Below are 13,544 nucleotides of genomic sequence, written 5' to 3'. Positions count from 1 at the left end.
CACCCGAATTTTGGGGGGGGTGGGGGGCCCCCCCGCTGGCGGGGGGGGGCGCGACCTGCCCCCCGGGCGGGGGGTGGGGGGGGGGGGGGGCGGGGCGGGCGGGGGGGGCCGGGGGGCGCCCCCCCCCGCGCCCCCGCCGTCGGCAAGAGGCCCCCGCCCCGCCGCCGGCGGCCTACGCGTCGTAGGTGTCGGCCTTCTTCGGCGTCAGGTCCTGGACCGCGCCGCTGAGGGCCGACGAGCGGGAGCTGAACCTCTCGGTGTCCACGTCGTGCTCCTTGAGCACCTTCAGCGCCGCGCTGTGCACCACCCTCAGCACCGGCGTCGCCGCGCGCAGCGCGTCGTCGGCCATGAAGCGGTGCCGCCACGGCTGGTCGGCCCAGGCGTGCCGCAGGCCGAACGGCTCGGGCAGGCCTATGGAGCCGCCGAGCCAGTTCAGCAGCGGCGGGTACCAGCTGATCGTGGCGCGCGCCGCCACCCGGACCACCTCGTCCGCGGTGACCAGCGGCAGGCTGATCTTCCGCGTCTCCCAGAACCGGACGGTCTTGGCGACCTCCCTCGTGGGGGCCTCCGGCTTCGAGGTGAACAGGGAGTTCACCGGGCCCAGCGCGTGACCGGTGACCTCGATGCGCAGCGTCTCGTGCAGCACGGTCACGGTGATCAGCATGGTGATGATCAGCTGGCCGTCCCACAGCGGCCACTGCACGCCGAGGTAGTGCCGGTCGCCGCCGCCGAACTGCTGGTTGTTGCAGATGTCCTCCACGGCCCGCGGCTTCACCTGGTACGCCTCCACGTCGGTGCCCTCCGGCCGGGCCACCGCCTTGGCGTTCTCACCGACCGGGGTGACGATCCAGTGCCGTACCGAGGGAGGCGGGAAACCGCCGGTCTTCAGGCTCTGCCGGTGCAGCACCTGGAGCTGGTCGTGGATGGCCTTGGCCACCGTCCAGCTGCGGAACTCGTGGATGCCCTTGACCGGGTCGACCGGCGTCAGCTCCTCCGCGAGGTGCCAGGCGCCCCAGCGGGTGCCCATGCCGAGGATCCCCTTGGGACCGGCGTAGAACACCGAGTTGGACTGCTGCTCGGCGCTCAGCCGGGCCAGGGACTGGCGCAGCTGCTCGGCGGCCGTCTGGTTGGGGCTGGTCGGCACCGCCTCGGGGACCTTGGCGCCGACACTGCCCCCGGACAGCAGGCCGTCCCAGCGCTCGCGCAGGTCCTTCGCCGTGCTCTCGCAGATCCGCTTGGCCAGGAACCAGCCGGCCACCGGCGCGACGACCGCACCGCGCGCGTACCACCCGGCCAGGCCGGAGAACGGCATCTTGAGCAGGAAGAGCGCGGCGAGCGCGGCGACGGCCACGAGCAGCCCGGTGGCCAGCCCGGAGACCCGCTTGTCGCCCGCCTTGCCCATGGTGGCCCGGAGCTGGAAGACCAGCAGCCACACCAGCAGTCCGGGCAGGAACAGCAGCCCGCACACGATCATGATGCCGGTGAGCTTCTTGTCGCGCTCCCGGCGGATCCGGTTGGCGGCCAGGCAGTGCTCGACGACCACCTGCGGTTCACTGCCGAACGACTGGATCAGCGGCTTGCGCCCGACGCCCAGCATGCGGTCGACCACCGCCTGGGAGAACGCCTCGCCCAGGTTGGGCCGGAAGATCCGGGCCCAGCCGCGACCGGTGGAGACCGCCGACTGGTGCCATTCGTTGTCGGCCTTCTTGATGTCCTCGACGGGGTTGTCCCGGTAGGCGGCCGAGGCCAGCGCGAAGGTCGGAGTCTGCCCGCCGTCGCCCTGCTGCGGCACCTGTGGCCCGAAGAAGTCCCCAACGGTCATTCCCGCCCCCGATCGCCGCCACTGTCGCTCCTGCGGCCTTCCCGACTTCCGTGCTCCGCACACCTGTTGATCAGGTCATCAGCGTATATCCAGGCACGGACATCCGTCGGCGGACGGCCGAAGCCGCCCGCCACGGTGGAAGAACACCTTCCCCACCCGTCACTCAGGGGTGGCCGTGCCCCAACCCCTGATCCGACCGCTCCTGTTGACGGAGCCGCTCCGCCACCTGCGAGGGCATCGGCTCGTGCCGGGCGTAGACGCGGTGGAAGCCGGCCGTGCCGTGCGACAGGGAACGCAGGTCGACCGCGTACCGGCCGATCTCGATCTCGGGCACCTCCGCGCGCACCAGCGTGCGGCCCCCGGCGGACTGTTCGGTGCCCAGGACCCGGCCGCGCCGCCCCGACAGGTCGCTCATCACGGCGCCCACGTACTCGTCGCCGACCAGCACGCTCACCTCGGCCACCGGCTCCAGCAGGTGGATCCTCGCGTCCGCCGCGGCCTCCCGCAGCGCCAGCGCCCCGGCCGTCTGGAAAGCGGCGTCGGAGGAGTCCACCGAGTGCGCCTTGCCGTCGACCAGGGTCACCCGGACGTCGACGAGGGGATGGCCCGCGGCGACGCCCCTGGCCGCCTGCGCCCGTACGCCCTTCTCCACGGACGGGACGAACTGGCGCGGCACCGCGCCGCCCACGACCTTGTCCACGAACTCGATGCCCGAACCACCCGGCAGCGGCTCCACCTCGATCTCGCAGATCGCGAACTGCCCGTGCCCGCCGGACTGCTTGACGTGCCGGCCGCGCCCGGCGGAGGCGGCGGCGAACGTCTCCCGCAGGGAGACCCGGTGCGGGACGACGTCCACCTGCACGCCGTAGCGGCTGCGCAGCCGTTCCAGGGCGACGTCCGCGTGGGCCTCGCCCAGGCACCACAGCACCACCTGGTGGGTGTCCGGGTTCTGCTCCAGCCGCATCGTCGGGTCCTCGGCCACCAGCCGGGACAGCCCCTGCGACAGCTTGTCCTCGTCGGCCTTGCTGTGCGCCCGGACCGCCACCGGCAGCAGCGGGTCGGGCATCCGCCACGGCTCCATCAGCAGCGGGTCGTCCTTGGCGGAGAGCGTGTCGCCGGTCTCCGCGCGGCTCAGCTTCGCCACGCACGCCAGGTCGCCCGCGATGCAGTGCGTCAGCGCCCGCTGCTGCTTGCCGAAGGGCGCGGACAGGGCGCCGACGCGCTCGTCGACGTCGTGGTCCTCGTGGCCGCGGTCGGTGAGCCCGTGCCCGGACACGTGGACGGTCCGGTCGGGGCGCAGGGTGCCGGAGAACACGCGCACCAGCGAGACCCGGCCGACGTAGGGGTCGGAGGCCGTCTTCACGACCTCGGCGACCAGCGGGCCGTCCGGATCGCACGGGGCCAGCACGCGCGGCTCGCCGTCGACCGTGGTGACACGGGGCGCCTCGCGCTCCAGGGGCGTCGGGAAGCCCCTGGTGACCAGTTCGAGCAGTTCCACGGTGCCGATGCCCTGCCGGGCGCCCTCGGCGGCCGGTGCCGCGGCCAGGACGGGGAAGAACGTGCCGCGCGCCACGGCCCGCTCCAGGTCCTCGATCAGCGTCTTCACGTCGATCCGCTCGCCCCCGAGGTAGCGGTCCATGAGGGTCTCGTCCTCGCTCTCGGCGATGATCCCCTCGATCAGCCGGGCACGGGCCTCCTCGATCCCGGGCAGCGCGTCCTCGCCCGGTTCGGACTCCTCGCGCGCGCCGGAGGAGTAGTCGAGCAGCTTCTGCGACAGCAGCCCGGTCAGACCCGTCACGGGCGCGTGCCCGTCCGGCGCCTGCGGACCGTGCAGCGGGAGGTACAGCGGCAGCACGGCGTCGGGGTCGTCGTCGCCGAAGGCCTCCGCGCAGATCCGCGTCATCTCCTCGAAGTCCGCGCGCGCGGCCTCCAGGTGCGTGACGACGATCGCCCGGGGCATCCCGACGGCCGCGCACTCCTCCCACACCATCCGGGTCGAGCCGTCCACGCCGTCCGAGGCCGAGACGACGAAGAGGGCGGCGTCCGCGGCGCGCAGACCGGCCCTCAGCTCCCCGACGAAGTCGGCGTACCCGGGGGTGTCGAGAAGATTGATCTTGATGCCGTCCCATTCGACCGGCACCAGGGAGAGCTGCACCGAGCGTTGCTGACGGTGCTCGATGTCGTCGTGGTCGGAGACGGTGCCGCCGTCCTCCACGCGGCCCGCCCGGTTCACCGCTCCCGCCGTCAGCGCGAGAGCCTCCACCAAGGTCGTCTTGCCGGATCCGGAAGGGCCGACCAGCACCACGTTCCGTACGGACGCGGGGTGGTCGGCCGCCGTCGCCCTGCCGGCGGCCCCGGGATGTGTGTGCGCCTTGTCGCCCATTTCTCCGCCTCCCGTGCACGGTGAGGTCATCGGGGCGCGGACACGGCGGCTCCTCCTCCCCCGGACTCCGCCCGGGGGTGACCCCCGAACGGTGGTGGCTCCGGCGACGTCCGCGGTCCTTCGAGCTTTCCACTCCCGTCACGCCGCGTCCATACGGAGGACGCGGCGAGGCCTGCGGCCCGGCCGGGAACGGACACCGGCGGTGACCCGGCGGGCGTCCCGGACGTGACACCGGGCCCGGTGCCCGGGGGCCGCGCACGCACGCGCGTGGCTACGATGGGCCAGCCGGTGGCCAGCAGGGGCCGCGCGGTCATACAACCTTCGGGAAGGCCATGCTGAACAAGTACGCGCGTGCATTCTTCACGCGTGTCCTCACACCGTTCGCCGCGTTTCTCATCCGCCGGGGCGTGAGCCCCGACACGGTCACGCTGCTCGGCACCGCCGGCGTGGTCGCGGGCGCGCTGGTCTTCTACCCCAGGGGCGAGTTCTTCTGGGGCACGATCGTGATCACACTGTTCGTGTTCTCCGACCTCGTCGACGGCAACATGGCCCGCCAGCTCGGCCGCTCCAGCCGCTGGGGAGCCTTCCTGGACTCCACGCTCGACCGGGTCGCGGACGGCGCGGTCTTCGGCGGCTTCGCCCTCTGGTACGCGGGCCACGGCGACGACAACGTGCTGTGCGCCGTCTCCATCTTCTGCCTGGCCAGCGGCCAGGTCGTGTCGTACACCAAGGCGCGCGGCGAGTCGATCGGGCTGCCGGTCGCCGTCAACGGGCTCGTCGAGCGCGCCGAGCGGCTCGTGGTGTCGCTGGTCGCCGCCGGGCTCGCGGGCCTGCACGCGTTCGGGGTGCCGGGCATCCAGTACCTGCTGCCGGTCGCACTGTGGCTCGTCGCCGTCGGCAGCCTGGTCACCCTGATCCAGCGGGTCGTCACCGTGCGGCGCGAATCGGCGGAGGCCGACGCGGCGACCGCGGCGGCGGCCGGTACCGAGCCCGAGCCGGGGGGACGTGAGACGGCCCGGTGAGCGCACGTGACCAGCTGACCGACGGGCTGTACGGGCTCGGCTGGAGCACCGTCAGGAAGCTCCCCGAGCCGGTCGCGGTCCGCCTCGGACGCACCGTCGCCGACCTCGCCTGGAGGCAGCGCGGAAAGGGCGTCCAGCGCCTGGAGAGCAACTACGCGCGCGTGGTGCCGGACGCGAGCCCCGAGCGGCTCGCCGAGCTGTCCCGCGCGGGCATGCGCTCCTACCTGCGCTACTGGATGGAGTCCTTCCGCCTGCCCGCCTGGAGCCCGGAGCGGATCGCCTCCGGGTTCGAGCCCAAGGACCTGCACCACCTGACCGACGGCCTCGCGGCCGGCAACGGCGTCGTCCTTGCGCTGCCGCACCTGGCCAACTGGGACCTCGCCGGCGCCTGGGTCACCACCGAGCTGCGCACGCCGTTCACCACGGTCGCCGAACGCCTCAGGCCCGAGACGCTCTACGACCGCTTCGTCGCCTACCGCGAGGGCCTCGGCATGGAGGTCCTGCCGCACAGCGGCGGCACCGCCTTCGGCACCCTCGCCCGGCGGCTGCGCGACGGCGGCCTGGTCTGCCTGGTCGCCGACCGCGACCTGTCCGCGTCCGGCGTCGAGGTCGAGTTCTTCGGCGCCACCGCGCGCATGCCCGCCGGACCGGCCCTGCTCGCCCAGCAGACCGGCGCGCTGCTGCTTCCCGTCACGCTCTGGTACGACGACTCGCCCGTCATGCGGGGCCGCGTCCACGCCCCGATCGAGGTACCCGGGTCGGGTACGCGCGCCGAGCGGACGTCCGTCATGACGCAGGCGCTGGCGGACGCCTTCGCCACGGGGATCGCCGACCATCCGGAGGACTGGCACATGCTCCAGCGGCTGTGGCTCGCCGATCTCGACCCCGCGAAGGGACCCGCGTGAGAATCGGCATCGTCTGCCCGTACTCCTGGGACGTGCCCGGGGGCGTCCAGTTCCACATCCGCGACCTCGCCGAGTACTTCGTCCGGCTCGGCCACCAGGTGTCCGTCCTCGCCCCCGCCGACGACGACACCCCCCTGCCGCCGTACGTCGTCTCGGCCGGCCGGGCCGTCCCGGTGCCGTACAACGGCTCGGTGGCCCGGCTCAACTTCGGCTTCCTGAGCGCCGCCCGGGTGCGGCGCTGGCTGCACGACGGCGCCTTCGACGTGGTCCACATCCACGAACCGACCTCGCCGTCGCTCGGGCTGCTGACCTGCTGGGCGGCGCAGGGCCCCATCGTGGCCACGTTCCACACGTCGAACCCGCGCTCGCGCGCGATGATCGCCGCCTACTCGATCCTCCAGGCCGCCCTGGAGAAGATCAGCGCGCGGATCGCGGTGAGCGAGTACGCCCGCCGCACCCTGGTGGAGCACCTCGGCGGGGACGCCGTGGTCATCCCCAACGGCGTCGACGTCGACTTCTTCGCCCGCGCCGAGCCCCGGCCCGAGTGGCAGGGCCAGACGATCGGCTTCGTGGGGCGCATCGACGAGCCCCGCAAGGGCCTGCCGGTGCTGATGGCGGCCCTGCCGAAGATCTTCGCCGAACGCCCGGACGCGCGCCTGCTGGTGGCCGGCCGCGGCGACGAGGAGCAGGCCGTCGAGAACCTCCCGGCGGAACTGCGCCCGCGCGTCGAGTTCCTCGGCATGGTCAGCGACGAGGACAAGGCCCGCTTCCTGCGCAGCATCGACCTCTACGTCGCCCCCAACACCGGCGGCGAGAGCTTCGGCATCATCCTGGTCGAGGCCCTGTCCGCCGGGGCCCCGGTCCTCGCCTCCGACCTCGACGCCTTCGCCCAGGTGCTCGACCAGGGCGCCGCGGGAGACCTCTTCGCCAACGAGGACGCGGACGCGCTGGCCGAGGCCGCCGTACGGCTGCTGGGCGACCCGGAGCGACGGGCCCGCCTGCGTGAACGCGGCAGTGCCCACGTCCGGCGCTTCGACTGGTCCACGGTCGGCGCGGACATCCTCTCCGTCTACGAGACGGTGACGGCGGGCGCGGCGGCGGTGGCCGCGGACGACAAGGGCTCCCCGGGGCTGCGGGGCCGGTTCGGCCTGGCCCGGGACTGACCCGGGGCGGGTACGGCGACGCCGGGCGGCCGGACCCGGCCGGCGTCCGACGGCGGGACCGCCCGGACCGGGGCGGGGCTCCGGGGCCGCGGACCCCGGCAGCCGCCGGGGGAGGCGTCCCGGCCGTGTCCGCGGAGCGGCTAGCCTTGCCGCCCGTGACCGCAACCCTCATCTGGATCCTCGTCGCCCTCGTCGCCGTCGGCCTCTACCTGAGCTGGACCGCGGGACGCCTGGACCGGCTGCACGCCCGCATCGACGCCGCCCGCGCCGCACTGGACGCGCAGCTGCTGCGCAGGGCCTCCGTGGCCCAGGAACTGGCCACCTCGGGCGTGCTCGACCCGGCCGCCTCGATCGTGCTGTACGAGGCCGCGCACGCCGCCCGGCAGGCCGAGGAGGAGCAGCGGGAGGTCGCCGAGAGCGACCTGAGCCAGGCGTTGCGGGCGGTCTTCGCGGACACGCAGCAGCTGGAGGCCGTCCGGGAGGCGCCCGGGGGAGAGGCCGCGGCGCACGAGCTGACCGAGGCCGTGCTGCGGGTCCCCATGGCCCGCCGTTTCCACAACGACGCGGTGGGCGGCGCCCGCAGGCTCCGCGAGCACCGCAAGGTGCGCTGGTTCCGGCTGGCCGGCCACGCCCCGTTCCCGATGGCCTTCGAGATGGACGACGAGCCGCCGGCCGTGCTGACGGCTCGTTCGCGGTCGTGAGCACCGCGAACGGGCGCGTCGCCCCCACCCACGGGTCCACGGGTGGCGCCACGGTTTTTTTCCGGACACCCCCGGAGCAGCGCATCACGGGCGTGTCGCCGTGCCCGACATGATCGTTTCTGCAGATCACCGGCGGTTCCCCCGGCGTTCACAGGTGGCGACAGCGACCGTTGCGAAGTGAGGGAAAACCCGGTGGATCACGCGATTCGGTCGAACGTACGGTTCACCCGGGTGGCCGACCGGCCGCCGTTGGCAACTGAGGAGGGTGTTATGACCGAGCACACCGAGCTCTCGACCCCCGAGCCGTACGAGCCGCCGACCCTGGTGGAGGTCGGGGAGTTCAACGAGGACACCCTGGGATTCATCGGCTGGGGCAACGACATCTTCGGTCACTACTCCGGCGGCTTCTAGGCGCCGGTCGCCGGTCTCGGAGACATGAGCCAATGACAGGCACCGGGTTCGTGGTCCTGCCGGACACGGCGGACGCCGCGCGGCTTCGCGCGGCGGTCCCCTGGGAGTCGCCGCAGGAGTTCCCGCACGCCTCGGGGCGCCCGTGGCTGGTGGGCCGGTGGTCCTCCGGCGAGATCACGGCCGTGGCCGCGGGCCCGGTGCGGCTGGCGGTGATCGGCGTCTGCCCGGTCACCGCCGCCCGGCTCACCGAACTCGCCGCCCGGATACGGACGGTGGCCGACGTGGGCGCACTGGCGGCGGGCCTGCCCGGTTCCGGCCACGTGGTCGCGTCGGTCGGCGGGCAGGTCCGCCTCCAGGGCGGCCTCACCGGGCTGCGCCGGGTCTTCCACACCCGGCTGGACCGGGTCGACGTGGCCGCCGACCGGGCCGACGTGCTCGCGGCGATGACCGGCGCCGGCATCGACGACGAGGTGCTCGCCCTGCGCGTGGCCACCGGCGGGTTCCTGCCGCCCCCGCTGGGCGACCGGCCGCTGTGGTCCGGGATCTCCGCGCCGGCGCCGGACCACTGCCTGGTGTGGGAACGCGACCGGGTGCGGGAGACGAGGTGGTGGCGGCCACCGGCCCCGGAGCTGTCGCTCGCCGAGGGCGCCGAAGCCGTCCGGGAGGCCCTGACCTCGGCCCTGCGCGACCGCGCCCCCGGCCGGGGACGGCTGAGTTCGGACCTGTCCGGCGGCATGGACTCCACCTCGCTGTGCTTCCTCGCCGCCCGCGACGTCCCCGGCCTGCTGACGTTCCGCTGGGGCGAGGCCGAGGCCGGCAACGACGACTCCCTCTTCGCCGACCACGCCATCGGCGTCCTCGACCGCGCCGAGCACCTCGTCGTACCGCCGGGGGACCTCCCGCCGCTCTTCGCCGACGTGGACGAACCCGTGGACCTCGAGGAGCCCTACCCCTTCGTCCGCACCCTCGCGCGCACCCGCCACACGGCGCGGCTGCTCGCCGACCGGGGCTCGCGCCGCCACCTCGCCGGCCACGGCGGGGACGAACTGTTCACCCCGTTCCCCGGCTACCTCCACGGGCTTCTGCGCCGCCGCCCGCTGACCGCCCTGCGGCACGTCCGCGGCTACGCAGCCCTCCGACGCTGGCCCGTGCTGCCCACCCTGGCCGCGCTAGCGCGCCCCGGGGACGAGGCGGCCTGGTGGCGGGCCCAGGCCGACGCCCTCACCGACCCGCACCCGCCGCGGCGCCGGCCCGCCCTCGGCCGGGGCGTGTGGCCACTGAGGGCACCGGGGTGGGCCACCGCCGCGGCGGTCGAGACGACCCGTGCGGCCCTGCGCGACACCGCGGGCCGGGCACGGCCGCACTCCCCGGACCTGGCCCAGCACCAGCTGCTGGTCGCGATGCGCGCCGGTGCCCCCTGGTACCGGCTGCTGGCCCGGGTGTTCGCCGGATCCGGCGTGCAGCTCGACTCGCCGTTCTTCGACGACCGCGTGGTCGAGGCCGTCCTCGCGGTCCGGGTCCACGAACACGCCGGACCCTGGCGGTACAAGCCGCTGCTGGCCGAGGCGATGCGCGACATCGTGCCGCCGCCCGTGCTGGGCCGCTCCACCAAGGGCGAGTTCAGCGACGAGGCCAACACCGGGCTGCGCCGCAACCTGCCCGCGATCCTGGAGCTGTTCGAGGACTCGGCCCTGGCCGCCCACGGCCTGATCGACCCCGCCGCACTGCGCGCCCGACTGCTCGCGCCCCAGCCCGACAACGCCACCAGGAACGCGCTGGAACCGCTGATCGGCTGCGAGACCTGGCTGCGCGCCGCCACCCGACCCGACCCCGCCTGGAGGTTCGACGCCCGTGCGTCTTCACCCTGACGTGAGCAGCACCGAAACCGGCGACGGCACCGTCCTGCTCGACGAACGCACCGGCCGCTACTGGCAGTTGAACAACACCGGAGCCCTCGTGCTCCAGGGACTGCTGGCGGGGCGCGAACCCGCCGTCATCGCCGCCGACCTCGCCGGCCGGTACGGCATCGACACCGGGCAGGCCGAGCGCGACGTGAGCGCCGTGACCGGGCGGCTGCGCGGCTCGAAGCTGGTGATCTCGTGAGCATGTCCGTCGCGCTGGGCGAACGGCGCCGGCTCCCCGTGCACCGACGCCTGCTGCCCCTGCTGGCCGTGGCCGTCGCCCGCCCGCTGGCCGGGGTCAGGCCCGCCCGGTTGCGCACCGTCCTGGAGTTCGCCCGCCGCGGCGCGCCCCCGGCCACCGCCGCCCAGGCGCTGCGGGCCCGCGAGGAGGTCGTGTCCGTCAGCCTGCGCTGCGCCGGACAGGGCTGCCTGCAACGGTCCGTCGCCACCGCCCTGCTGTGCCGCGCGCGGGGGAGCTGGCCCACCTGGTGCACCGGAGTGCGCACGCATCCCTTCGCCGCCCACGCCTGGGTGGAGGCGGAGGGCGGGCCCGTCGGCGAGGGCCACCCGAAGGGCCATTACAAGACCCTGATGTCCATCCCGCCGGTGCCCCGCGACCGGGCCGCCTGACCCGCGGGAGGAAGGGGAGCCGCGTCCGGACCGGTCAAAAGGATCCACCGCCTTCCCATTGGCCCTTGCTGTGGACTGGTCCACTCACGTTTCCTCGGGGCGGTAGTACAGCCCTCTTTCCCTTCAGTGAGGTCAACCCGTGTCCAGCACCCAGAACCAGGCCCCCGAGACCGGCACCGCGCGCGTGAAGCGCGGCATGGCCGAGCAGCTCAAGGGCGGCGTGATCATGGACGTCGTCAACGCGGAGCAGGCGAAGATCGCCGAGGACGCGGGCGCCGTCGCCGTCATGGCCCTGGAGCGGGTGCCCGCCGACATCCGCAAGGACGGCGGCGTGGCCCGGATGTCGGACCCGAACATGATCGAGGAGATCATCGAGGCGGTCTCCATCCCGGTCATGGCGAAGTCCCGCATCGGCCACTTCGTCGAGGCCCAGGTGCTCCAGTCCCTCGGTGTGGACTACATCGACGAGTCCGAGGTCCTCACCCCGGCCGACGAGGTCAACCACTCCGACAAGTGGGCGTTCACCACCCCCTTCGTCTGCGGTGCCACCAACCTGGGCGAGGCCCTGCGCCGCATCGCCGAGGGCGCCGCGATGATCCGCTCCAAGGGCGAGGCCGGCACCGGCAACGTCGTCGAGGCGGTCCGTCACCTGCGCCAGATCAAGAACGAGATCGCCAGGCTCCGCGGCTTCGACAACAACGAGCTGTACGCCGCCGCCAAGGACCTGCGGGCCCCGTACGAGCTGGTCAAGGAGGTCGCCGAGCTGGGCAAGCTGCCCGTCGTGCTGTTCTCCGCCGGCGGTGTGGCCACCCCCGCCGACGCCGCCCTGATGCGCCAGCTCGGCGCCGAGGGCGTCTTCGTCGGCTCCGGCATCTTCAAGTCCGGCGACCCGGCCAAGCGCGCCGCCGCCATCGTGAAGGCGACCACCTTCCACGACGACCCGAAGATCATCGCGGACGCGTCCCGCAACCTCGGCGAGGCCATGGTCGGCATCAACTGCGACACCCTCCCCGAGGCCGAGCGCTACGCGAACCGGGGCTGGTAGGCACCCATGGGCGACACCCCCGTCATCGGAGTCCTGGCCCTCCAGGGCGACGTACGGGAGCACCTCGTCGCCCTGGCCGCGGCCGACGCCGTGGCCAGGCCGGTCAGGCGCCCCGAAGAACTCGCCGAGGTCGACGGCCTGGTCCTGCCCGGCGGCGAGTCCACCACCATCTCCAAACTGGCCGTCCTCTTCGGCCTGATGGAACCCCTGCGCGCACGCGTGCGGGCCGGCCTGCCCGTCTACGGCACCTGCGCGGGCCTGATCCTGCTCGCCGACAAGATCCTCGACCCGCGCTCGGGCCAGGAGACCGTCGGCGGCATCGACATGATCGTGCGCCGCAACGCCTTCGGACGGCAGAACGAGTCCTTCGAAGCGGCGGTCGACGTCGAGGGCGTCGAGGGCGATCCCGTGGAGGGCGTCTTCATCCGCGCCCCCTGGGTGGAGTCCGTCGGCGCCCGCGTCGAGGTGCTCGCCGAGCACGAGGGCCACATCGTCGCGGTCCGCCAGGCGAACGCGCTGGCCACGTCGTTCCACCCGGAACTGACCGGCGACCACCGCGTGCACGCCCTGTTCGTGGACATGGTGCGCGCGAACCGGACACCGGAGTCCTTGTAGGATCTCTGGCGTTCAGGCAGAGATGGGTTACGCGAAGGAGACAGGCAGATGTCCGGCCACTCTAAATGGGCCACGACGAAGCACAAGAAGGCCGTGATCGACGCCAAGCGCGGCAAGCTCTTCGCGAAGCTGATCAAGAACATCGAGGTCGCGGCGCGCATGGGCGGTGTCGACCTGGACGGCAACCCGACGCTCTACGACGCCGTCCAGAAGGCGAAGAAGTCGTCGGTCCCGAACAAGAACATCGACTCCGCGATCAAGCGCGGCGGTGGACTCGAGGCCGGCGGTGCCGACTACGAGACGATCATGTACGAGGGCTACGGCCCGAACGGCGTCGCGGTGCTCATCGAGTGCCTCACCGACAACCGCAACCGCGCCGCCTCCGACGTGCGCGTCGCCATGACCCGCAACGGCGGCTCCATGGCCGACCCCGGCTCGGTGTCGTACCTCTTCCACCGCAAGGGCGTCGTCATCGTCCCCAAGGGCGAGCTGACCGAGGACGACGTGCTCGGCGCCGTCCTGGACGCGGGCGCCGAGGAGGTCAACGACCTCGGTGAGTCCTTCGAGGTCCTCAGCGAGGCCACCGACCTGGTCGCGGTCCGCACCGCCCTCCAGGACGCCGGCATCGACTACGACTCCGCCGACGCCAACTTCGTCCCGACCATGCAGGTCGAACTGGACGAGGACGGCGCCCGGAAGATCTTCAAGCTGATCGACGCGCTCGAGGACAGCGACGACGTGCAGAACGTCTTCGCCAACTTCGACGTCAGCGACGAGGTCATGGAGAAGGTCGACGCGTAGCGCTGCCGCGGATCGAGCGGATCGAGCGGATCGAGCGGACCCGTGGGGGGGGGGGGGGGGGGGGCCCCCCCCCCCGGGGGGGGGTGGGGGGGGGGGTCGCGCCGACGGGGGGGGGGGGGGGGGGCCGACCCCCCGGGGTGGTGCG

The 13,544-nt window shown here is 73.4% G+C and carries 13 protein-coding genes; 11 read left to right on the top strand and 2 right to left on the bottom strand.

Translation table 11 applies throughout. The features are described 5' to 3' along the window. Positions 1 to 172: 172 nt before the first annotated feature. Positions 173 to 1,822, bottom strand: coding sequence for a hypothetical protein (locus ACZ5FU_RS17950; RefSeq protein WP_451531353.1), 1,650 nt, complete (start codon positions 1,820 to 1,822; stop codon positions 173 to 175). Positions 1,823 to 1,985: 163 nt separating this feature from the next. After that, complete coding sequence (locus tag ACZ5FU_RS17945; RefSeq protein WP_451531352.1) at positions 1,986 to 4,205, bottom strand: elongation factor G-like protein EF-G2; 2,220 nt, start codon at positions 4,203 to 4,205, stop codon at positions 1,986 to 1,988. A gap of 332 nt (positions 4,206 to 4,537) precedes the next feature. Between ACZ5FU_RS17945 and pgsA the strand changes: the two genes are divergently transcribed. The 11 genes from pgsA to ACZ5FU_RS17890 all read left to right on the top strand — a co-directional run bounded on the left by pgsA (position 4,538) and on the right by ACZ5FU_RS17890 (position 13,399). Further along, positions 4,538 to 5,227 carry a phosphatidylinositol phosphate synthase gene (gene pgsA / locus ACZ5FU_RS17940; RefSeq protein ID WP_451780825.1) on the top strand — a complete coding sequence of 230 codons (690 nt, stop codon included), beginning with the start codon at positions 4,538 to 4,540 and terminating at the stop codon, positions 5,225 to 5,227. Beyond that, the gene (locus ACZ5FU_RS17935) at positions 5,224 to 6,132 is read left to right on the top strand and encodes a phosphatidylinositol mannoside acyltransferase (RefSeq protein ID WP_451531350.1); all 909 of its coding nucleotides are present in this window, start codon (positions 5,224 to 5,226) and stop codon (positions 6,130 to 6,132) included. The genes pgsA and ACZ5FU_RS17935 overlap by 4 nt, the downstream gene beginning before the upstream one ends. After that, positions 6,129 to 7,295 carry a glycosyltransferase family 4 protein gene (locus tag ACZ5FU_RS17930; protein WP_451531349.1) on the top strand — a complete coding sequence of 389 codons (1,167 nt, stop codon included), beginning with the start codon at positions 6,129 to 6,131 and terminating at the stop codon, positions 7,293 to 7,295. Before ACZ5FU_RS17935 ends, ACZ5FU_RS17930 begins: the two co-directional genes overlap by 4 nt. A gap of 155 nt (positions 7,296 to 7,450) precedes the next feature. Beyond that, on the top strand, positions 7,451 to 7,996 hold the full coding sequence (locus ACZ5FU_RS17925) for a LemA family protein (RefSeq protein WP_451531348.1): 546 nt from the start codon (positions 7,451 to 7,453) through the stop codon (positions 7,994 to 7,996). Positions 7,997 to 8,266: 270 nt separating this feature from the next. Continuing rightward, a complete protein-coding gene (locus tag ACZ5FU_RS17920) occupies positions 8,267 to 8,407 on the top strand; it encodes a lasso RiPP family leader peptide-containing protein (protein ID WP_451531347.1) in 141 nt (46 codons plus the stop codon). A 32-nt stretch (positions 8,408 to 8,439) separates the two neighbouring features. After that, positions 8,440 to 10,275, top strand: a complete 1,836-nt coding sequence (locus ACZ5FU_RS17915) for a lasso peptide isopeptide bond-forming cyclase (RefSeq protein WP_469045529.1) — start codon at positions 8,440 to 8,442, stop codon at positions 10,273 to 10,275. A 1-nt stretch (position 10,276) separates the two neighbouring features. After that, positions 10,277 to 10,510: a lasso peptide biosynthesis PqqD family chaperone gene (locus tag ACZ5FU_RS17910; RefSeq protein ID WP_469045528.1), complete on the top strand. Its 234-nt coding sequence runs from the start codon at positions 10,277 to 10,279 to the stop codon at positions 10,508 to 10,510. Continuing rightward, positions 10,507 to 10,938, top strand: a complete 432-nt coding sequence (locus ACZ5FU_RS17905; protein ID WP_451531344.1) for a lasso peptide biosynthesis B2 protein — start codon at positions 10,507 to 10,509, stop codon at positions 10,936 to 10,938. Before ACZ5FU_RS17910 ends, ACZ5FU_RS17905 begins: the two co-directional genes overlap by 4 nt. Before the next feature lie 139 nt (positions 10,939 to 11,077). Further along, on the top strand, positions 11,078 to 11,983 hold the full coding sequence (gene pdxS / locus ACZ5FU_RS17900; protein WP_451531343.1) for a pyridoxal 5'-phosphate synthase lyase subunit PdxS: 906 nt from the start codon (positions 11,078 to 11,080) through the stop codon (positions 11,981 to 11,983). A 6-nt stretch (positions 11,984 to 11,989) separates the two neighbouring features. Next, entirely contained in the window at positions 11,990 to 12,598 is a 609-nt protein-coding gene (gene pdxT / locus ACZ5FU_RS17895; protein WP_451531342.1) for a pyridoxal 5'-phosphate synthase glutaminase subunit PdxT, read from the top strand. Between the two features lie 48 nt (positions 12,599 to 12,646). Further along, positions 12,647 to 13,399 carry a YebC/PmpR family DNA-binding transcriptional regulator gene (locus tag ACZ5FU_RS17890; protein ID WP_392247368.1) on the top strand — a complete coding sequence of 251 codons (753 nt, stop codon included), beginning with the start codon at positions 12,647 to 12,649 and terminating at the stop codon, positions 13,397 to 13,399. The last annotated feature ends 145 nt before the right edge of the window (positions 13,400 to 13,544 follow it).

The sequence above is a fragment of the Streptomyces sp. NPDC031554 genome, assembly GCF_055580685.1.
Note: the sequence above shows the minus strand (reverse complement) of the source record. Positions and strands in the feature narration are given on the sequence as shown.